The sequence below is a fragment of the Prosthecodimorpha hirschii genome, from assembly GCF_001305515.1.
Taxonomy (GTDB): domain Bacteria; phylum Pseudomonadota; class Alphaproteobacteria; order Rhizobiales; family Ancalomicrobiaceae; genus Prosthecodimorpha; species Prosthecodimorpha hirschii.
This window is the reverse complement of the sequence record NZ_LJYW01000001.1, coordinates 6,013,975-6,034,729: the sequence shown is the minus strand read 5'-3', so window position 1 is coordinate 6,034,729 and position 20,755 is coordinate 6,013,975. Positions and strand designations below refer to the sequence as shown.

At 69.5% G+C, this 20,755-nt stretch carries 16 protein-coding genes; 4 read left to right on the top strand and 12 right to left on the bottom strand.

The features are described from left to right. Positions 1-41: 41 nt before the first annotated feature. Positions 42-806 (bottom strand): hypothetical protein, encoded by a 765-nt coding sequence (locus tag ABB55_RS26490; RefSeq protein ID WP_152982201.1) that lies wholly within the window; start codon positions 804-806, stop codon positions 42-44. Between ABB55_RS26490 and ABB55_RS26485 the strand changes: the two genes are divergently transcribed. Continuing rightward, positions 805-1,050 (top strand): hypothetical protein, encoded by a 246-nt coding sequence (locus ABB55_RS26485; protein ID WP_054361510.1) that lies wholly within the window; start codon positions 805-807, stop codon positions 1,048-1,050. The genes ABB55_RS26490 and ABB55_RS26485 overlap by 2 nt on opposite strands. A 160-nt stretch (positions 1,051-1,210) precedes the next feature. Here the strand turns inward: ABB55_RS26485 and ABB55_RS26480 are convergent, their stop codons facing one another. The 4 genes from ABB55_RS26480 to murI form a co-directional block, all read right to left on the bottom strand. Next, positions 1,211-2,887 carry a sulfatase-like hydrolase/transferase gene (locus ABB55_RS26480; protein WP_152982200.1) on the bottom strand — a complete coding sequence of 559 codons (1,677 nt, stop codon included), beginning with the start codon at positions 2,885-2,887 and terminating at the stop codon, positions 1,211-1,213. Positions 2,888-3,122: 235 nt separating this feature from the next. Beyond that, positions 3,123-3,740 carry a 30S ribosomal protein S4 gene (gene rpsD / locus ABB55_RS26475; RefSeq protein WP_054361508.1) on the bottom strand — a complete coding sequence of 206 codons (618 nt, stop codon included), beginning with the start codon at positions 3,738-3,740 and terminating at the stop codon, positions 3,123-3,125. 245 nt (positions 3,741-3,985) lie between these two features. Next, a complete protein-coding gene (locus ABB55_RS26470; RefSeq protein ID WP_054361507.1) occupies positions 3,986-4,438 on the bottom strand; it encodes a hypothetical protein in 453 nt (150 codons plus the stop codon). An 88-nt stretch (positions 4,439-4,526) separates the two neighbouring features. Next, entirely contained in the window at positions 4,527-5,384 is an 858-nt protein-coding gene (gene murI, locus ABB55_RS26465) for a glutamate racemase (RefSeq protein WP_083463973.1), read from the bottom strand. Between the two features lie 281 nt (positions 5,385-5,665). On the opposite strand from murI, the gene ABB55_RS26460 reads away from it, so the two are divergent. Next, positions 5,666-7,477 (top strand): cation:proton antiporter domain-containing protein, encoded by a 1,812-nt coding sequence (locus ABB55_RS26460; protein ID WP_054361505.1) that lies wholly within the window; start codon positions 5,666-5,668, stop codon positions 7,475-7,477. A gap of 213 nt (positions 7,478-7,690) precedes the next feature. On the opposite strand, the gene ABB55_RS26455 is transcribed toward ABB55_RS26460, so the two are convergent. Next, entirely contained in the window at positions 7,691-8,524 is an 834-nt protein-coding gene (locus ABB55_RS26455) for an RNA methyltransferase (RefSeq protein ID WP_054361504.1), read from the bottom strand. 56 nt (positions 8,525-8,580) lie between these two features. Between ABB55_RS26455 and ABB55_RS26450 the strand changes: the two genes are divergently transcribed. Further along, the gene (locus ABB55_RS26450; protein WP_054361503.1) at positions 8,581-9,063 is read left to right on the top strand and encodes a hypothetical protein; all 483 of its coding nucleotides are present in this window, start codon (positions 8,581-8,583) and stop codon (positions 9,061-9,063) included. A 149-nt stretch (positions 9,064-9,212) separates the two neighbouring features. Next, on the top strand, positions 9,213-10,430 hold the full coding sequence (locus ABB55_RS26445; protein WP_054361502.1) for an NADP-dependent isocitrate dehydrogenase: 1,218 nt from the start codon (positions 9,213-9,215) through the stop codon (positions 10,428-10,430). A gap of 89 nt (positions 10,431-10,519) precedes the next feature. On the opposite strand, the gene ABB55_RS26440 is transcribed toward ABB55_RS26445, so the two are convergent. The 6 genes from ABB55_RS26440 to ABB55_RS26415 all read right to left on the bottom strand — a co-directional run bounded on the left by ABB55_RS26440 (position 10,520) and on the right by ABB55_RS26415 (position 20,627). Next, positions 10,520-11,131, bottom strand: coding sequence for a LysE family translocator (locus tag ABB55_RS26440; RefSeq protein WP_054361501.1), 612 nt, complete (start codon positions 11,129-11,131; stop codon positions 10,520-10,522). Positions 11,132-11,226: 95 nt separating this feature from the next. Then, entirely contained in the window at positions 11,227-12,087 is an 861-nt protein-coding gene (locus ABB55_RS26435; protein ID WP_244472129.1) for an AraC family transcriptional regulator, read from the bottom strand. Next, positions 12,084-13,322: a cyclic nucleotide-gated ion channel gene (locus ABB55_RS26430; protein WP_054361499.1), complete on the bottom strand. Its 1,239-nt coding sequence runs from the start codon at positions 13,320-13,322 to the stop codon at positions 12,084-12,086. Before ABB55_RS26430 ends, ABB55_RS26435 begins: the two co-directional genes overlap by 4 nt. 452 nt (positions 13,323-13,774) lie before the next feature. Next, on the bottom strand, positions 13,775-16,441 hold the full coding sequence (alaS, locus tag ABB55_RS26425; protein WP_054361498.1) for an alanine--tRNA ligase: 2,667 nt from the start codon (positions 16,439-16,441) through the stop codon (positions 13,775-13,777). Positions 16,442-16,775: 334 nt separating this feature from the next. After that, positions 16,776-17,855 (bottom strand): recombinase RecA, encoded by a 1,080-nt coding sequence (gene recA / locus ABB55_RS26420; protein WP_054361497.1) that lies wholly within the window; start codon positions 17,853-17,855, stop codon positions 16,776-16,778. A 312-nt stretch (positions 17,856-18,167) separates the two neighbouring features. Next, a complete protein-coding gene (locus ABB55_RS26415; RefSeq protein ID WP_054361496.1) occupies positions 18,168-20,627 on the bottom strand; it encodes an autotransporter outer membrane beta-barrel domain-containing protein in 2,460 nt (819 codons plus the stop codon). Between the last annotated feature and the right edge of the window lie 128 nt (positions 20,628-20,755).

Below are 20,755 nucleotides of genomic sequence, written 5' to 3'. Positions count from 1 at the left end.
GCAGACGGTCCCGGTGACGGCGCGCCCGTCGATCGATGGCGTCACCCTTCGTAGGGTTCCTCGGTCACCTTGCAGACGGGCGGCTTGCCGGTCAGCCTGTCGAGCCGGGCCGTCGACCGATCGAAACGGAAGAATCCGAGCACCTGCTTGGGCGGCCCGCCGACCGCGCCGCCCTCGTGAAAGACGAAGGTCAGCGGCGGCTTGTCCTTGGTGTTGCCGGCGCAGTCCTGCGTGAAGGCGCTTTCCGAACCGACCTTGGCCCTGAGGACCGCCGCCACGCGCCATTCGCCGCGCACCTTGTCGACCGTCTTGTCGAGCCTCCAGACGAGCAGCGTCGCCAGTCCGTCGCTGACGGGTCCGCCGGTCAGAATCTCGAGGCGATGGACCGCATAGTTGCCGCGCGCGAGATCGCGCGGAGTCTGGATCGCCGAATAGCCGAGATCCTGCAGAAACTGCGGCAGCTCCGCCTCCGCATCGGCATCGAGCGCCATCACGGCCGTCTTGCCGACGATGTCGGCCGCCGGTTCGGCGCGGCTTGTTGCCGGCATGGCCGAAGCCAGACCGGCGAGGAGTGCGAAACGGAGCCACACGGGAATGCCTTTCTCAAAAGCCGGCAAAGCGCTGCCGCCCGCAGCAATAAGGCGCGCGATCGTGGCGGATTCCAGGAACGAAAACGTGAGCTGTGCCGGACGAAAAATGGCCGCGCCGGAGTCACGAACGCGCCACACGCTCCCTATATCACCCTTCGTGGCGACGGGATGATCCCCCGCCGGCTTCACCAGCACCGACGACAAGGAGAGCACCATGCTCCACGCGATGAGCGACCATGGCCCCTGCGGCGGCTTCAGGGGCTTCGAAGATGTCCGCTGGGCCGTTTCCACGGCGGAACCGAAACTCGACGAAATGCTTGCCGATCCGATGGTTCGGCTGGTGATGCGCCGCGATCATCTCGATCCGGCCGAGGTGCGTCGCTTCATGGTCGAGACCGCCGAGGGGCTGAAGTCCGGCCGGCCCGGCCCGACCTTGCCGCCGTCGCCGCATTTCGGCTGACCAGCCCCGGGGGCCCCGCCCCCCCTTGACCCGGCCACCTGACCCGGCCCGCTGACCCCGGGCCGCTGGCCCTGGGCCCCCTGCCACAATCGCACGGCGATTGCGACGGTCTGCGAACTCCGGTTCGCGGGCCGTTTTCGTTTGCCCCGACGGGATATCGCTATCGCGGAACGTCGGTCGCCAGATTGAAATGCTGTGTCTTCAGCACCCGGCCGTCCGGGGCGTACTGCTCGACGCTCAGCGTGGTCGCATCGATCTTGCGGCCTTGGAAATGGCCGGCCACGCCGAACGGCATGGTGTGGTTGAAGAAGAAGCGCGACGGATCGTAGTTGGGATCGCGCACCTCGTAGCCGAGCGCCCGCGTGGCGAGCGCACCGATCTCGTAGGCGGTCGGCCAGTCGAGGGCGGCGAAGCGGCGGGCGATGTCCGAGTCGGGCCGGTTGGTGAACAGCATGGCGGGCACGACGACATTGTAGACATCGTCGATGAAATGGCCGAACTGCCCGCGCTCGCCGGTGAACTCGCTGTGGTCGGCCGTCACGAGGACGTGGACGGCACCGGGACGACGCGCGAAGAAGGCGAGCAGCCGGTCGAGATTGGTCTCATAGCAGGCCAAACCGATATCGTAATCGAGACGACGCCGGTCGGTGCCGCTGGCGCCGGGAGGGACCGGCGGCTGGTCCGCTTCGGCGCAGTTCGCGCGGTAGGGTGCGTGATTGACCCGCTGATGCACGAAGGCGAACCGCGGCCCATCCGGATCGGCGGCGAAGAAGTCCTCCAGACGGTCGAGCAGGAACTCGTCGCGGCGCAGCGCGATGCGGGCTGCAGACCGCGAGGCGTCGTCGATCCGATCGACATCCGGGGTCACGCCGGCGATCTCGCCGAAACGCATGTGCTGGGCCGAGACATAGTAGGTCCGGAAGCCGGCCGCCTTGGCCAGCCGGAACAGGGTCAGCGGCCGCCCGGCCGCAGCCCGCGGCGCGTAGCTGACGCGCAGGAAGGTCGGCACGCTGGCGAGCGTTCCGGTCCCGGCGGACAGGCCGAGCTTGGCGGTCAGCCGGAACGGCCCGGTCTGGTCGGCCCGGCGTCGAATCAGCGGCGAGTCCGGCCCGGTGCCGCTGCCGCCGTAGAGGCTCATCCGGAGCGGCGTGATGCTCTCGCCCATGATCACCGCGACGGTCACCGGCTCGCCGCGGTCCGGCCGGGGGCCGCCGAGCGGCACCACCTGGGCGTCCCCGTCGAGAAGGCCCGCGATCGGCGCGATGCGCGAGACGAGCATGTGCAGCGCGATGCCGGCCGCATTGGGCACGGCGACTGCCGAGGCGGTCGAGCGGCCGAGGGCGGCCGCGAAGGCGTTGTCGAGCAGAAAGGGCCGCGCCACCAGGCCGCCGAGCAGGACCAGCGCAGCCACGCCGCCGACCGCGAAGCGCGGCAAGCCGTGGCGGCCGAGCGCCCGATCGGCGGCGGCAAGGATGGCCGCATAGGCGAGCATGAAGCCCAAGGGCGGCGCGAGCACCCGCCATTCCCCGAAGGCCGTGCGGATCAGGTCGCGGGTGTCGTTGCCGGAGATCAGGATCTGCTCGGGCTGCGGCACTTCGCCGAAATAGGCCAGCGTCGCGAGCCAGCCGCCCTGGATCAGCACCAGAAGGATTCCGAGCAGCCACCGGACGGGGCGCGGTCGGGTCAGCAGGATCGCGACGGCCAGCGCCAGCGCAACCGGAACGCTGGCGAGATCGGCCAGCGCATTGCCGTTGAGACCTGTCAGGGCTGAGGCGAGATCCGGAAGAAGGACGAGACCCGCCGCGGCGGGCAGGCCGAGAACAAGAGACAAACGCACCGAGGACCGTCCGCTTCGTCGGCGGCCGCCGCGATCGGTCGCGGTCGGGGGGCAATCCTGAAGCCTGCCCGCCACGACCGCCGGATGCAGGCCGCACGATCATATCGGCCCGATGTACGATGCTTCGCCGGCAATTCAAGTCCCCGAACCGGGCGGTACGACCGGCTTCCAGGCATGAAAAAAGCAGCCGCGCCGGGGCGCGACTGCTCGAAAACGACCGTCGAAACGGAATGGATCAGCGCGAGTAGAACTCGACGACCAGATTCGGTTCCATATGGACCGGATAGGGCACGTCGGTCAGCGCCGGGATGCGCGCGAACTTCGCGGTCATCTTGTGGTGATCGACTTCCAGGTAGTCCGGCGTATCGCGCTCAGACGACTGGGTCGCCTCCAGCACGATGGCGAGCTGCTTGGAGGCTTCCTTGACCTCGACCACGTCGCCGATCTTGACGCGATAGCTCGCCACGTTGACGCGGCGGCCGTTCACGAGAATGTGGCCGTGGTTGACGAACTGGCGCGCCGCGAAGGGGGTCGGCACGAACTTGGCGCGGTAGACGACCGCGTCGAGACGGCGCTCGAGCAGACCGATCAGGTTCTCCGAGGAGTCGCCCTTGAGGCGCATGGCCTCGGTGTAGGTGCGCTTGAACTGCTTCTCGGAGATGTTGGCGTAGTAGCCCTTCAGCTTCTGCTTCGCCTTGAGCTGGGCGCCGAAGTCGGACACCTTGCCCTTGCGCCGCTGGCCGTGCTGGCCGGGGCCGTATTCGCGCTTGTTGACCGGGGACTTGCCGCGGCCCCACAGGTTTTCACCCATGCGGCGGTCGATCTTGTACTTCGCACTGTGACGCTTGGACATCGCGTTCTCACGTTGGTTGAACCGCAGCCAGCAAGCCACGGATATTATTGAGGTGAGCGCGGCCTCCTCTGCCCCCTTGCGGAGGCCGACAGGACCAGGTTCCCAGCGTCGGGACCGGTCCACGGCTGCACGGAAAAACAACGCGGGCCGTTGGGGCCCGCGTTGTCTGGCCGGGTGGATAGAGGCGCAGGGCCGAGAAGTCAAGCCGGCAGAGGGATTTTGCGCCGCCTGGCAGCCCGGCGGGACTATGCCCGATCGGCCCGGATGGTCGCGCGCTCGGTGTCGAGGGTGAAGCGGCCCGCCTCCGTTCCGGCCCGGACCGCATCGATCAACGCGCGTGCCGCCTCGGCAAAATCCCGGTCGCCGGTATCGAACAGCCAGACCCGCTCTCCGCCGCATTGCATCAGGACGCGATGGCGGCTCACGGCCCGACCGATCCGGTCGGCGAGCCCGCCCGTCTTCAGCCAGAAGCCGACGGCAAACAGCGGCGCCAGATACCAGGTCAGCCGCACCCCCTCCTTGCCGGACAGCGTCACCAGGCCGAGGACGGCGATGACGCCCCATCGGACGGTCTCGAACGCGATCCGGGCCGCCGGCTCCTGCCAGCCGGATTCGATCCAGACGCGATCGATCTGGTCGCCGGCATGGTCCCGCAGGCCGATGGTCACGCCGTGGGCCGAGATTCTGATCTCCGACATGCTCCCCGCGACGCCGTGGCTCCGCCGTTCCGGCCCTCAGTTTGCCGTCATGCGGGCGGATTTGCCAAGACCCGGTGCGGGTCCGCCGTCACGCTGCGACGGGGACCAGTCCGTAGCGCTCGACCAGGGCGACCAATCCCGGCGGCTGCGTGCGCCCGGACGTGAACAGCGCCCGCCCGCGCAGCGCGCGCGGCGCCTCCTCCGGGGCGGCGGGACCGGTCAATTGAACGACGCGGCGGGCAATGGCCGGGGCCGGATCGATCCAGGACACCTCCCAGGGCGCCACCGCGCGCATGCGCTCGACCAGAAACGGATAGTGCGTGCAGGCCAGCACCACGGTATCGGTGCGGGCGCCGCGCTGGCGCCGGAAGCAGGGCTTGATCTCGGCGCGGATGAGGTCGGCCGAGATCGCCTCGCCGCGCATCTCCGCCTCGGCGAGCGCGGCCAGATGGTGCGAGCCGACCAGCGTGACGGCGACATGGCTGGCGAAGGTGTCGATCAGGGCGCGGGTATAGTCGCGCTTCACGGTGCCGGGCGTCGCCAGCACGCTGACGAGCCCCGACCGCGTCGCCGCCGCCGCCGGCTTGATCGCCGGGACCGTGCCGACGAAGGGAACCGCGAAGCGCGCGCGCAGCGGGCCGAGCACCAGGGTCGAGGCGGTGTTGCAGGCGATGACGACCAGGTCCGGCGCCATCTCGCCGATCACCCGGTCCATCAGCGCGACGATCCGATCGACCAGCGCGCCCTCCTCCCAGCCGCCATAGGGAAAGCCCGCATCGTCGGCGACATAGAGATAGTCGGCATCCGGCCGGGCCGCCACGACCTCGCCGAGCACGGACAGGCCGCCGATCCCGGAATCGAACACCAGGATGCGCGGTCGGGCGAGGCAGACGGACGGCATGGGTGCAGGTGAGCCCGAGGACGCGAAACTCTCGACGCGGGCCATCACGATCCTCCGGTCCAGGGCGGTCCGGGCGGACCGCCCGGAGGGAAGCGGGCACGGGCGCGACGCAGTACCTTCTATCGCCCGGCCCGGAGCAATCAAGCCATGACAGGGTTAAGGCGAGGTTTCCGAAATATTGACGAAGCGTGAACCTCTGCCCATTGGCGCCGCAAAGGTAATGGCCTGCCGTCTAAAATCTCAATCCTGCCAAACTCCTGTGCCATGCAGCGCCGGTCCGCCGGGCTTCCCGCCCCAAACCCGATTCCGCACGCCGGGAGGCTCCGCTGCCGCACGATACCCCCCTCATCACCACGATCGTCGCTGGCCTCGGGCTCGCCTTCGTTTTCGGCTTCCTCGCGCAACGCCTCCGCCTGCCGACCATTGCCGGCTACCTGGTCGCCGGGGTCGTGATCGGCCCGTTCACACCCGGCTATGTGGCCGACCAGAGGCTCGCCGGCGAACTGGCCGAACTGGGCGTCATCCTGCTGATGTTCGGGGTCGGGCTGCATTTCTCGCTGAAGGACCTGCTCGCGGTGCGCGCCATCGCGGTGCCGGGGGCGATCGGCCAGATCGCGGCGGCGACGCTGCTCGGCATGGGGCTCGCCTGGCTGCTCGGCTGGTCGGTCGGCGCCGGCTTCGTCTTCGGCCTCGCCCTCTCGGTCGCCAGCACGGTGGTGCTGCTGCGCGCCCTGCAGGAACGGCGCATCGTGGAGACCGAGCGCGGCCGCATCGCCGTCGGCTGGCTGATCGTCGAAGACATCGCGATGGTCCTGACCCTGGTCCTGCTGCCGCCGCTCGCCGGGATGCTCGGCGGCACCGTCCCGGCGGAGAGCACCGGCGGGCTGGCCGCCTCCTTCGGCTTCACCTCGATCTGGGCGACGCTCGGCCTCACCGCGGTCAAGATCGCCGCCTTCGTCACGCTGATGCTGGTCTTCGGCCGCAAGCTGATCCCCTGGCTGCTGCATGCGGTCGCCCATTCGGGATCGCGCGAACTGTTCCGCCTGTCGGTGCTCGCCCTGGCGCTCGGCGTGGCCTACGGCTCGTCGGCCCTGTTCGGGGTGTCCTTCGCGCTCGGCGCCTTCTTCGCCGGCATGGTGATGGCCGAATCGCCGCTCTCGACCCAGGCCGCCCGCGAGACGCTGCCGCTGCGCGACGCCTTCGCGGTGCTGTTCTTCGTCTCGGTCGGCATGCTGTTCGACCCCGCCGCCCTGCTGCAGGCTCCGATCGGGGTAATCGCGACCTTCCTGGTCATCGTTCTGGGCAAGTCGGTCGTCGCCTATCTGATCGTGATCGGGTTCCGCTATCCGCGCGCCACAGCCCTGACCATCGCGGTCAGCCTGGCCCAGATCGGCGAATTCTCGTTCATCCTGATCGTGCTCGGCCGCCAGCTCGGCATCGTGCCGGAAGGTGCCCAGGATCTGGTGGTCGCCGGCGCGCTCGTTTCGATCCTGGTCAATCCTCTCCTGTTCCTGGCTCTCGACCGCTGGCAGCATCGCGGCGAGGCGAAGGCCGAGGCCGCGGAAGCCGCCGAGAAGGCCGATTCCGAGGCCGCCGCCACCAAGCCGGACGACGAGGCCGCCGCCGCCCCCACCGCCCTCGCCGGCCATGCCGTCCTGGTCGGGCACGGCCGCGTCGGACGCCGGGTGGCGGAAGCGCTGAAGGCCGGCGGCCAGGCCTTCCTGGTCATCGAGGCGGAGGCCGATGCGGCCGCCCCGCTCGCCGCCGCCGGCATCGAGACCCATGTCGGCACGGCCGGCGAACCGGGCATGCTGGAGCGGATCAACCTCGCCGGCGCCCGCTGGGTGATCTCCGCCATTCCGGACGCCTTCGAGGCCGGCGCGCTGATCGAACGGGCCCGCAGCGCCAATCCGAATGTCCGCATCGTCGCCCGCGCGGCCGGTCCCGAAGCCGTCGACTATCTGAAGGGCCTCGGCGCCGACGTGATCCTGGTCGGCGAGGAAGAGATCGCCGCCGGCATGATCCGGGCGACCATCGGCGGCGCTGCGCCGACCCCGCCGCGCGCGGCCGCCGCCGGCTCGTCAGCCTCCGCAACGGCCTCCGGCGGCATGGCCGATCCGGGCGGGCTCGAACACTGACGGACCCGCGCGCCTTGCGGGGATCGCGGGTGCCCTGGCAGGCTGCTGAAAATCACTCCGAACCCGCCATTCTGTCATCCCCGGGCTTGTCCCGGGGATCCAGTGCGATGGCCAAGCCCTTGGAAAATCTGGAATTCCGGGCACAAGCCCGGGGATGACAGAGTTGAAACGACCCGCGTCTGATCGCGTTCCGACGCTTCTTTCCGCAACCTGCTAGCGGTCGTCGTCGCCCTCCCCGCCGGTCGCCTCGACATTGCGGTGCGCATGGCGGGCGGCGGTCGGGCGGGTCGGGCGGCGCTCCAGGGCGGACAGGACGCCGCGCAGCGAGCGGACCTCCTGTTCGGTCAGCCGCGCCTTCTGGAAGATCGAGCGCAGGTTGCGGACCATGCTGCCGCGCTTCTCGGGCGGACGGAAGAACTCGACCGTGTCGAGCGCCGTCTCCAGATGCCCGAAAAAGCCGAGCACGTCCTCCTTGCTGGCCAGCGGCGAGCGCTCCTTCTCGGGGAACGGCGTCCAGGCCGTGTCGCCGATCACCACCTTGCGCCACTCATAGGCGACGGTCAGCACCGCCTGGCCGAGGTTCAGGGACGGGAAGGCCGGATCGATCGGGATGGTCAGGATGGCATCGGCCAGCCCGACCTCGTCCGAGGTGAGCCCGTTGCGTTCCCGCCCGAAGACCAGCCCGACCGTTTCGCCGCGATCGATCGCGGCGCGCAGCAGCGGCGCGGCGGTCGCCGGCGAGACGACCGGCTTGGCGATGTCATGCGCCCGCGCCGTGGTGGCGAAGACGGTGTTGAGCCCCTGCAGCGCCGCCTCCAGCGTCGGGAAGGTCTCGACCGGATCGAGAATCGCATCCGAGCCGGACGCCATGGCGATCGCCTTGTCGTTCGGGAACGGCTCGCGCGGATCGACCAGGCGCAGCCGGCGCAGCCCGAAATTGGCCATGGCCCGCATCGCCGCACCGACATTCTCGGCCATCTGGGTGCCGACCAGGATGACGACGGGGGCTGCGGTTCCGGGCGGCGGGGCGGTCTCGGGTGACGTCATTCCGTGGTTTCTCTGTCTGGCTGGCGCGTGTCCGCATCCTCATATAGGCAGCCGCCATGTTGCGCCATCGAAGCCGGATCCGCACGATCGCTCTGCCGTTCCGTTCCTGCCTCCTGATCGGTCTCCTGACCGGGCTGGCGGCGGCGATCGGCGGTCCGGCGCGGGCGGCCTGCGGGCCGGACCAGCCCGGCTACCGGGACGCATCGGGGGCCTGCGTCGGCTGGACCCACCTCGAAGGCCGCTGCGGCGTGCCGCCGGAGACCCGCTGCCCCCCGGACGAGCCCGATCCGGCCGCCGCCCGGATCGTCGCCACGCCGCGCGGGGACCCGTCGCTGCCCGCCTGCAGGGGCTGCGGCTGCAAGGGCGGCCCGGGCTATCGCGGCCCGGACGGCCGTTGCGTTGGCTGGAAGGACCTGTCCCGAAGCTGCGGCACGCCCCTGCCCGGCCGCTGCATTGCGGAAGGGCGGGCCGCGGGAGCCGATGCGGTCGCCGACCAGCAGGACATGATCCGCGCGCGCAGCCGCCGAAAGTCGCCCTGAACGGCCGGCCCATCCCCGAACGGATACCTTGGCGGCGGCATGTCGTCGCGCTATAGACGCTCGACTTTTCGCAGGCGCACAATCGTCATGCCGAGCCGGCATGCGAACCCGCCGCGGGGGCATTTCCGTTCCAACCGAGGGAACCCAAGATGGCGAAGATCAAGGTAGCCAATCCGGTCGTCGATCTCGACGGCGATGAGATGACCCGCATCATCTGGCAGCTCATCAAAGACAAGCTGATCTTCCCCTATCTCGACCTCCAGATCGAGTATTACGACCTCTCGGTCGAGAATCGCGACGCCACCAACGATCAGGTCACCGTCGACGCCGCCCACGCCATCAAGAAGCACGGCGTCGGCATCAAGTGCGCGACCATCACGCCCGACGAAGCGCGCGTGGCGGAATTCAACCTCAAGAAGATGTGGAAGTCGCCAAACGGCACGATCCGCAACATCCTCGGCGGCGTGATCTTCCGCGAGCCGATCATCTGCAAGAACGTGCCGCGCCTGGTGCCGGGCTGGACCCAGCCGATCATCGTCGGCCGCCACGCCTTCGGCGACCAGTATCGTGCGACCGATTTCGTCGTGCCCGGCAAGGGCAAGCTGACCATCAAGTTCGTCGGCGAGGACGGCAAGACGATCGAGCACGACGTGTTCGACTTCCCCGCCGGCGGCGTCGCCATGGCGATGTACAACCTTGACGAATCGATCAAGGAATTCGCCCGCGCCTCGCTGAACTACGGCCTGATGCGCAACTATCCGGTCTATCTCTCGACCAAGAACACCATCCTGAAGGCCTATGACGGCCGCTTCAAGGACATCTTCCAGGAGATCTACGAGGCCGAGTTCAAGGCCGAGTTCGAGAAGCGCAAGCTCGTCTACGAGCATCGCCTGATCGACGACATGGTCGCCTCGGCGCTGAAGTGGTCCGGCGGCTATATCTGGGCCTGCAAGAACTACGACGGCGACGTGCAGTCCGACACCGTCGCGCAGGGCTTCGGCTCGCTCGGCCTGATGACCTCCGTGCTGGTCACCCCCGACGGCAGGACCGTCGAGGCCGAGGCCGCCCACGGCACCGTCACGCGTCACTATCGCGAGCACCAGAAGGGCAAGGAGACCTCGACCAACTCGATCGCCTCCATCTTCGCCTGGACCCGCGGCCTCGCCCATCGCGCCAAGCTCGACGACAATGCCGATCTCGCCAGGTTCGCCGCGACCCTCGAGAAGGTCTGCGTCGACACCGTCGAGGCCGGCGCCATGACCAAGGACCTCGCCCTCCTGGTCGGCGCCGACCAGAAGTGGCTCTCCACCACCGGCTTCCTGGAGAAGATCGCCAGCAATCTCGAAGCCGAGATGGCCAAGTGGTGAGACGGTCCGGCTCGAACCGGTCGGTTTGAATGGAGCGGCGGGCCTCGGGCCCGCCGTTTTCTTTTCCGGATCGTCCCATCAGGGACGCCTCAGCGCTCGACGGCGGCAAGGCGCAGGCCGAGCCCGACGAAGGCGAGCGCGAACAGGCGGCGCATCCAGACGACCATCCGCGGCCGCCCGACAAGCGCGCGGCGCACCGAGCCGGCGGCGATGCCATAGAGGGCGAAGACCGCGAAGGTGACGGCCATGAACAGGCCGGACAGTTCCAGCATCGGCCACAGCACGCCGTGGCTCTCCGCCGGGAGGAACTGCGGCAGGAAGGCCATGAAGAACAGCGGCAGTTTCGGGTTGAGCAGGTTGACGGCGACCGCCTCGGCCACGATCCGGCCGGCCTGCGGGCGACAGGCCGCCGGATCGACATCGAGGACGCTGGCATCGCGCAGCGTGCGCCAGGCCATCGCCAGAAGATAGGCGATGCCGGCCAGGCGCAGGATGTCGAAGGCGATCGTGCTGGCATGGAACAGCGCGGCCAGCCCGGTCAGTGCGGCGGCAAGATGTGGGACGATGCCCAGCGTGCAGCCGGCCGCCGCCACCACACCCGCCCAGCGGCCACCGGCCAGCGCGGTCGAGAGGGTGTAGAGGACGCCCGGGCCGGGCGAAGCGACGACGATCAATGTGACAATCAGGAACTCTGCGGTCATGGAAGGCGGCTCCGGCGGGCCGGCGACGCGCCGGCCCCGTCCGTCATGGAAGGCCGGAACGCGCCGCTGCGTCTTGAAGCCGATTGCAGACGGGATCAGCGGCAGGCGGCGCGATAGCGGGCCGGCGTGATGCCGAACTGCCGGGAGAAGGCGCGGGTCAGATGGCTCTGGTCGGCGAAGCCGGCCTTCAGGGCCGCCTCGACGGGCGTGTCGCCGGCCGCCAGACAGGCGCGCGCCAGCCCGACGCGCCGCTGCAGGCGATAGGCCGCCGGCGAGACGCCGAAGGCACGCTCGAAGGCCCTGAGCAGCTGGAAGCGCCCGAGACCGGCGAGTGCGGCCAGTTCGGCGAGCGTGGCGGGCGCCGTGGGCGCATCGTCCAGCCGCTGCCGCACGCGCGCGACGGGCGCGGGCAGGTCCGGCCGGGGACCGCGCCGATTGCCGTAGCGGCCGAAGAGGCGGCCCAGGGCCGCAACCAGACCCTCGTCGCCGGGCAGGCTGTCGGTCGATGCGACGCTCAAGGCCCGGGCGGCACCGAGCAGGCGGGCGGCCAGATCGGCATCGGCGATGACCGGCAGGGCGATCGCGTCGGCGTGCGATCCGAGATCGTCGAGGACCGCGCCGGCCGCCGCGGGGTCGAGGTACAGCATGGTCCAGGCCCGGCGCATACCGCCGACGGCCAGTCCGTCATGCATCTCGCCGGGATTGACCGTGATGACCGAGCCGGCGCCGGCTTCGACCATGCCGCGGCCGCTCCATGAGCGCTGCCATCCCCCGGTCAGCACGCCGACCCCGAACTGGTCGTGGCTGTGGCGGGGAAAGCTGCGATCGCTATCGAGCCGACGCACTTCGACGCCGGCGCGCCCGGTCCGCGGCTGCACCACGCCATGGCCGCCGCCGGGCGCGGGCGTCTCCCTGCGCCGGGTATCCGGAGACCCGACATCCCGACCCGCGGTCACGTCCGCCCCTCCGTTGCCGGTCCGGGCGCCGCATCGATCTCCTCGGCGGCGATATCGCCCTTCGGCGTCACGCCCTCGCGCGCCACCCGGGCTCGGGCGACATGGCGGATATGGTCCGCGAGCGTATGATTCTTGGCCATCAGATGCTGCAGATCGGTGGCGTCGAGCAGCATCAGGCGGCAGGGCGTCAGCGCGACCACGTCGGCCGAGCGGGTCGCCTTGCGCAGCACCGCGATCTCGCCGAAGAAGGCACCGTCGGAGAGACGCACCTTCTCGTCCGGCAGGTCGATCTCGACCGTGCCGGAGGCGATGAAATACATGCAGTGCGCCGGCTCGCCCGCATAGGTGATGACCGTGCCGGCCTCGACCGACTGTGCGCTCAACAGCCGCGTCACATCGGCGATCTCGGCCGCGTTCAGTTCGGCAAACAGCGGCACGCGCGCCACCATGCCCCAGGTGACGACGAAATCGCGCTGGTGGATCTCGCGCGCGAAGGCGGTGGCGATGATGCCGACCGGCAGGGCGAACATGCAGAAGCCGAACAGCATGACGACCCCGGCGAGCGCCTTGCCGGCCCCCGTGACCGGGACCACATCGCCGTAGCCGACCGTGCTCAGCGTCGTGACGGCCCAATACATGGCGAGCGGGATCGAGCCGAAGCGGTCCGGCTGCACCTCGCCTTCGATGGCATGCATCAGCGAGGCGGCCGAGACGATCAGGCCGGCCATCACCACCGCGCTCGCCGTCAGCGCGCGCCGCTCGGAGGTCACCGCCTGCACCAGCGAGCCCATGCCCGGCGAGTAGCGCGACAGCTTGAGGAAGCGCAGCAGCCGGAACACGGCCAGGACATTCAGGTCCCAGATGTCGAGGACGAAGCCCAGGATGGTCGGCGCGAAGGCGAGCAGGTCGACGATCGCCGAGGGCTGCAGCATGAACCGCAGCCGCGCCCGGACCGGGCCGATGCGCCGGAACGGCCCGTGCAGGTCCGCCACCCACAGCCGGAGCAGGTATTCGGTGGCGAACATGAGGACGGTGACCAGTTCGACCGCCAGGAACAGCCGGCCATAGGCACGGGCGTAGTGCGGGACCGTCTCCAGGACGACCGCCGACAGATTGACGACGATGATGAGAACGATCACGCGGTTGGCCGCAGTGGCCATCCGGTCGCCCGGGCTGGCCAGTTCGAGCAGGTCGTAGACGCGCTGCTTGATCCGCAGCAGCGACCCGGACGGCATCGGCGGTACCTCTCCTGAACGCCCGATCGCGCGGCGATCCCTGTCTGTCCGGCCCCATCCTGCCGTGCCGTCACGACGAAGTCAGCCCGATCCTTCGTCGCGGGCGACGGTCCACACGCAAGGGGGAGAGCCGGACCCCGACATCCGCGGCCGGATCGCCGTCGGCAGCCGAAGACCGTACCAATGTGGCAAGCCCGTCCCGCCAGATCAGGCCATGGTGCGCCGCCGGACCACGCCCGGCAGGCCGGCGCCGCCCGTGGCGAGCGCGCCGAGGGCCCGCGAACCGTCGGCCGAAACCCCACCGATGTGGCAAGTCCGCGCAAATCAGGCCACGGCGCGCCGCCGCGCCGCGTCCGCCGCATCATCGGCCCGTCGACCCGACGGCCATGCGCCCGGTCCGCCGGCGCCCGCCATCATGGCCTACCGATCGCCCGCAACAGACGACGGCCGCCTCAGGCCGCCGCGATCGCCCCGGCGATCGCCTCGATCGCCTCGGCCGCCTTGCTGCCGTCCGGGCCGCCGGCCTGCGCCATGTCCGGACGGCCGCCGCCGCCCTTGCCGCCGAGCGTTTCCGAACCGATCCGGACCAGATTGACCGCGCTGTTCGCCTGCATCAGGTCCTTGGAGACGGCGACGACGATCGAGGCCTTGTTGTCTTCCGCGACGCCGACGATGGTCACGATGCCCGAACCGAGCTGGGCATTGGCCTCCTCGGCGATCGATTTCAGATCCTTCGCCGAAACCCCGGTCACGACGCGGCCGAGGAACTTGATGCCGGCAATCTCGCGAATGCCGTCGCCGGCCGCCCCGCCGCCACCGCCCATGGCGAGCTTCTTCTTGGCCTCGCCGAGTTCGCGTTCGAGCTTGCGGCGCTCGTCCATCAGCGTCTCGACACGGCCGACCAGGTCGCCCGGTGCGACGCGCAGGACGCCGGCGAGATCGCGCACGCGGCGATCCTGTTCGGCGAGATAGCGCCGGGCGCCGGCCGCCGTGACGGCTTCCAGGCGACGCACGCCGGCCGCGACCGCGCTCTCGGCGAGCACGGTGACAAGGCCGATATCGCCGGTGCGGCCGACATGCGTGCCGCCGCACAGTTCGACCGAATAGGTCTTGCCGGCCCGGTTGCCGTCCGTGTAGCGGCCCATCGACACGACGCGGACTTCCTCGCCGTATTTCTCGCCGAACAGCGCGCGCGCCCCCGAAGCGATCGCGTCGTCGACGCCCATCAGGCGGGTCACGACGGCATCGTTCTGCAGGATGATCGCGTTGGCGATCTCCTCGACACGCACGATCTCTTCGGCCGACAGCGGCTTCGGATGCGAGAAGTCGAAGCGCAGGCGCTCCGGCGCGACCATCGAGCCCTTCTGCGCGACGTGGTCGCCGAGCACTTCGCGCAGCGCCTCGTGCAGCAGGTGGGTGGCCGAATGGTTGGCGCGGATGGCGCCGCGGCGGCCGTGGTCGACGACCAGCTGCAGCGCCTGACCGGGCTCCAGCACGCCGGCCTCGACCACGCCGGAATGGACGAACAGCCCGCCGCCCTGCTTCTGGGTGTCGGTGACGCGGAAGCGGACGCCGCCTTCGCCGGTCATGACGCCTTCGTCGCCGACCTGACCGCCGGATTCGCCATAGAAGGGCGTCTGGTTCAGGACCACCGCGCCCTCGCGGCCGGCCTCCAGTCGCTGCGTCTCGGCGCCGTCGGCGACCACCGCCAGCACCACGCCTTCGGCGGTTTCGGTGTCGTAGCCGAGGAACTCGGTCGCACCGACCCGCTCCTTGATGCCGAACCAGATCGCCTCGGAGGCCGCCTCGCCGGTGCCCGCCCAGTTGGCACGGGCTTCGGCGCGCTGGCGCGCCATGGCATCCTGGAAGCCGTCGATATTGACGTGGATGTCGCGCCGGCGCAGCGCGTCCTGGGTCAGGTCGAGCGGGAAGCCGAACGTGTCGTAGAGCTTGAAGGCCGTCTCGCCGTCGAGCATGTCGCCGGGCTGGAAGCCCTGGGTCGCCTCCTCGAGCAGGCCGAGGCCGCGCTCCAGGGTCCGGCGGAAGCGGGTTTCCTCCAGTCGCAGGGTCTCAGTGACCAGCGCCTCGGCGCGGCCGAGTTCCGGATAGGCGCGGCCCATCTCGCGCACCAGCGTCGGCACGAGGCGGTAGAGCACCGGATCGCGCGCGCCGAGCAGATGCGCATGGCGCATGGCGCGGCGCATGATGCGGCGCAGCACGTAGCCGCGGCCCTCGTTCGACGGCAGCACGCCGTCGGCGATCAGGAAGGAGGTGGCGCGCAGATGGTCGGCGATGACCCGGTGGCTCGCCCGCGCATCGCCCTCGGCGGCGACGCCGGTCAGGTCGACCGAGGCGCGGATCAGCGCCTTGAACAGGTCGATATCGTAATTGTCGTGCACGCCCTGCAGCACGGCGGCGACCCGCTCCAGGCCCATGCCGGTATCGATCGAGGGCTTGGGCAGCCGGGTCCGCGTGCCGTCCGCGAACTGCTCGAACTGCATGAAGACGAGGTTCCAGATCTCGATGAAGCGGTCGCCGTCCGCCTCCGGCGAGCCGGGCGGGCCGCCCCAGATATGGTCGCCGTGATCGAAGAAGATCTCGGAGCACGGGCCGCACGGGCCGGTATCGCCCATCTGCCAGAAATTGTCCGAGGTCGAGATGCGGATGATGCGGTCTTCCGGCAACCCGGCGATCTTCTTCCAGAGCCCGAGCGCCTCGTCGTCCTCGGAATAGACCGTCACGGTCAGCCGGTTCGCCGGCAGGCCGAATTCGCGCGTGACCAGGTTCCAGGCCAGCTCAATCGCGCGGTCCTTGAAATAGTCGCCGAACGAGAAATTGCCCAGCATTTCGAAGAAGGTATGGTGCCGGGCGGTGTAGCCGACATTGTCCAGGTCGTTGTGCTTGCCGCCGGCGCGCACGCATTTCTGCGCCGTCGAGGCGCGCTGGTAGGCGCGCTTCTCGACCCCGGTGAACAGGTTCTTGAACTGCACCATGCCCGAATTGGCGAACATCAACGTCGGATCGTTGCGCGGCACGAGCGGGCTCGACGGCACGATCTCGTGCCCGGCCTTGGCGAAGTAGTCGAGGAACGCCGACCTGATCTCGTTGACGCCGCTCATGAACCTGTCGATCCTTTGGTGCTTGCTCGGAAAACCCCGGAGCTTTTAGCCGCCGGCCGGCCCCCTGTCCACCGCGACGGCACCGTTGCCACGCGCGAAACGCCGGCAAATCCGCCCGCCCAGCAAAAAGGCGCGGCACCGAGGGCACCGCGCCGCATCCGTCACCCGACCGCGGCCCCGCACCGCGAGACCGCCGACCACCGTCGCCCGGCGTTCCGTCCCGCCGGCCGGACACCGTCGGCACCACCGGCCAGACCGGCCGGCACCAGGGCGCAACCTCGGAAAACCGCGGCCGCCAGCCCTCCGGCGGGCCGGCCGCGGCGGCCTCGAAGGATCAATCCGTGACCGGGCCGTCCTCGTCTTCGGCGGTGCCGGTCGGCAGGATCTTGTCGGCGATCAGGCCGGCATTCTGCCGGATGGACGACTCGATCTTCGCCGCCACATCCTTGTTCTCGCGCAGGAAGTTCTTGGCATTCTCGCGGCCCTGGCCGACGCGCTGGCTCTCGAAGGAGAACCACGAGCCCGACTTGTCGACGATGCCGGCCTTGACGCCGAGATCGACCAGTTCGCCGACCTTGGAGATGCCCTCGCCATACATGATGTCGAATTCGACCTCCTTGAACGGCGGCGCCATCTTGTTCTTGACGACCTTGACGCGGGTCTGGTTGCCGGTCACCTCGTCGCGATCCTTGATCGCGCCGATGCGGCGGATGTCCAGCCGGATCGAGGCATAGAACTTGAGCGCGTTGCCGCCGGTGGTGGTCTCCGGATTGCCGAACATCACGCCGATCTTCTGGCGGATCTGGTTGATGAAGATCACCATGGTCTTCGACTTGGAGATCGAGCCGGTCAGCTTGCGCAGCGCCTGGCTCATCAGGCGGGCCTGCAGGCCGGGCAGGCTGTCGCCCATCTCGCCCTCAAGCTCCGCCTTCGGGGTCAAGGCGGCGACCGAATCGATCACCAGCACGTCGACGGCGCCGGACCGCACCAGCGTGTCGCAGATCTCCAGCGCCTGCTCGCCGGCATCCGGCTGGGAGATCAGCAGGTCGTCGAGATTGACGCCGAGCTTGCGGGCATAGATCGGATCGAGCGCGTGCTCGGCGTCGATGAAGGCGCAGATGCCGCCCTTCTTCTGCGCCTCGGCGATGCAATGCAGCGCCAGCGTGGTCTTGCCCGAGGATTCCGGACCGTAGATCTCGACGATGCGTCCGCGCGGCAGGCCGCCGATGCCGAGCGCGATGTCGAGCCCGATCGATCCGGTCGAGACCACCTCGACCTCGACCACCTTGCCCTGGCCGAGGCGCATGATCGACCCCTTGCCGAAACTCCGCTCGATCTGCGTCAGTGCGGCGTCCAACGCCTTGGTCTTGTCCATGCCATCCCCTTCGACCAGCCGAAGTTGCGCCTGTGCCATCTGCCGCACTCCATATCACACGCGCCTGACGACGCGCCAAACCGATCTGCTGTACTCATTTTGTTCCATACGCGATCGAGTCTGTCAAGCGCCTTTGCGGCAAGGCTTTTCGGACATTCGTTTTAGGTTTGTTCCGGCCCCGGATGGAGGCGCCCGCGGGGCCGTCCGGAGCCGCCTGGGGCCTTCGGGAGGGGGCCGGCGGCGCGACTCGGCGGCACGCCGCTATCCGCACCGCCCCGGATGCAGGAACGCCGTCCCGCAACCGGGACGGCGTCCGGGCGCCGGGACGGCACCCCATCGGAAGCGGTTGGATCAGAAGCGGATCTTGGCGCCGAGCCGGGCCGAGCCCCACAGGCTGCCGTCGCGCATCGCGGTGCCGTCGACGCTGGCGGCGACGACCGCGTTGTCGGAGACCGCCGCCTCGAAGCCGATCGCCCCATAGGCGCCGAGACCGGACTTGTCCTTGTCGCGGATGCGGAAGCCGGCGCCGCCGAACGATCCGGTCAGATCCGCGCCCTGCCCGCTCGTCCCGATCACGCCGGCCGTGCCGGTCAGCACCATGCCGGAGCCGACGGCGACGCGACCGTTCAGTTCGAGCCGGCCTTCCAGGGTGCCGGTGGTGCGATCCTTGAAGGTCAGACGGGTGCCGGCGACGGTCTCGTCGTAGCTGTCGTGGAAGACGGCGATGTAGCGCAGGCGCGCCGCCGGGGTCAGCGTGAAGCCCTGGAAGGCGATCGCCTGGGAGAGCGCCAGTTGCGGGCTGAGGAAGGTCTGGTCCGGCGAGCTCTTCGCCTTCACGGTGCCGGAGCCGCCGGCAGCCCAGGTGCGGGTGGTCTCGTCCCGCGTGCGGCCGAGGGTCAGCGATCCGTCGAGATCCATGCCGCCGAGCCCGGTCCGGCCGTAGAGGCCGGCGACCATATGGGTCAGGTCGGAGGATTGCCGGCCTTCAAGGGTGGCCGAGCCGGTCGAACCGCCGACGAAGCCGCCGACCCGCGCGCCGTTCGACAGCGTGCCGTCGATGCCGAACAGGCCGCCCGTCCAACGCGCCGAGAGATTGCGCCCGCTGCCGTCCACGTCGAAGCTGCCGCCGCCCGTAAAGGCCTGGAACCAGGCGCCCTGCCCCGGCTGCCGCCGGGCCGCATCGACGCCGTCGAAGGCCGCCGCCGCCCGGCCGCCGGTCGCCGCATAGCCCAGCGCCCCGCCCTGGCTGGACGGACCGCCGTTGAGCCGGCCCGCCAGAATGGGATCGATCGCCCCGAACAGCGCCGATGTCGTGTCGACCGGCTTTACGGTCTCGTCGAAGGTGGCGATCCGGGTCTGGCTGACGGCGACCGGACCGCGGGCATTGACCGTGACGCCGGTCGTCGAAGCCATGTCGAGGATGCGGTTCTCGCGCGCCAGATTGATCGTATCGGCGCCGCCGCCCATGTCGACCAGGCCGCCGATCACGGCGCCGCGCCGGATGGTCAGGGTGTCGTCGCCGGTGCCGAAGCCGACAGCGCCGGCCGTGCCGACGATCGCGCCGCGGGTGTCGACGACGTTGTTGTAGGCACCGAGGATGCGGACGCCCCAGCCGTCCTTGCCTTCGATCCGGCCGTCATTGACGAGGGTCGTCGCCGCGACGCCGGCCCCGCCCGAGCCGTCGTCGATCAGGATGCCGGAATTGGCGCCGGAGATCAGGCCGCCGGCATGGTTGCGGATGCTGCCGCCGCCCGCCGCAATGCCTTCGGAGCTGTTCGGCAGGCCGCCGCTGTCGAAGCCGCCAGCCCCGGTTCCCTTGATCTTGCCGTAGTTCTCGATGGTCGCCACGCCGTCGATATCGACGCCGTCGCCATCGCCGTTGTTGGCAGTCGTATCGCCGCCGGTCGCATGCGCATAGGCATTGCCGGCACCCGCATAGGCGCCGATGATCGTGCCGTAGTTGATCACCGTTCCGGTCCCGTCGCTGCCGACGCCGGAGCCGTTGCGGCCGATGATGGTCGCGCCGGCTTCGTTGCGGACCCAGATGTCGTCATCGGCGGTGATGGCGTGGCGGGACCCGGTGATGGTGCCGTAGTTGGTCACCGTCACGCCGAGATTGCCGCCGACGTCGATTGCATCGTGAGCGCTCGGCGCCCCGTTGCAGGCCGAGCCGAGATAGTCCGGGCACTTGGTGTTGACCGCGCCGTAGCTGGCGATGGTGCCGTAGTTGATGATGGCGGTATTGGCGCCGGGCCGCAGGGCGTCGTCGCCGTCGGCGCGGATCACCGCGCTGCGGACGGTCGCCGAGCCGTTGGTGATGGTGCCGCCGCCGGTCGAATCGCGCAGGTCGAGCGCCTGGCCGCTGCCGTTGGCCGCGCCGATCTGATGGATCGTGCCGAGATTGGTGATCGCGTAGGTCGCGTTGGCGTTGACCTTGACGATGTCGTCGCCGAGCGCCTGGATCACGCCGCCCTGGCCGTTGGTGACCACGAGCGACAGGGCGCTGCCGCCATTGTAGCGGATCGCGCGGCCGCTGCCGGTCTGGGCGATGGTGCCGTCGTTGACGATGGTCGCCGTGCCGGTGGAATTGGACACCGTGACGGCGACCGTCGAGCCGCCGACCGACAGCGTGCCGCCCGCTTCCACCGTGCCGGTCTCGCCGGCCGCGATGGTCTTGGCGCTGTTGTCGGTGGTGCCGTTCGGCACCGTGAAGGAGGCCGCCCCGACCGGCTGAGATCCGGCGGCGACGGACAGCACCAGGAGAGAGGCACCGGCCAGCAGGGCCGGCCTGCGCGCGAATTTCGACGTCATGTAACCCCCGACAAGCACGACCGATATCAAGATCGGCGCAACCTGCCGGCGCTCGATGACAGTTGTGTAACACCGAAGACGTTTTGCGCGCGGCTTTGCCCGGCGCGGCATCCATGCAACATGAGGCC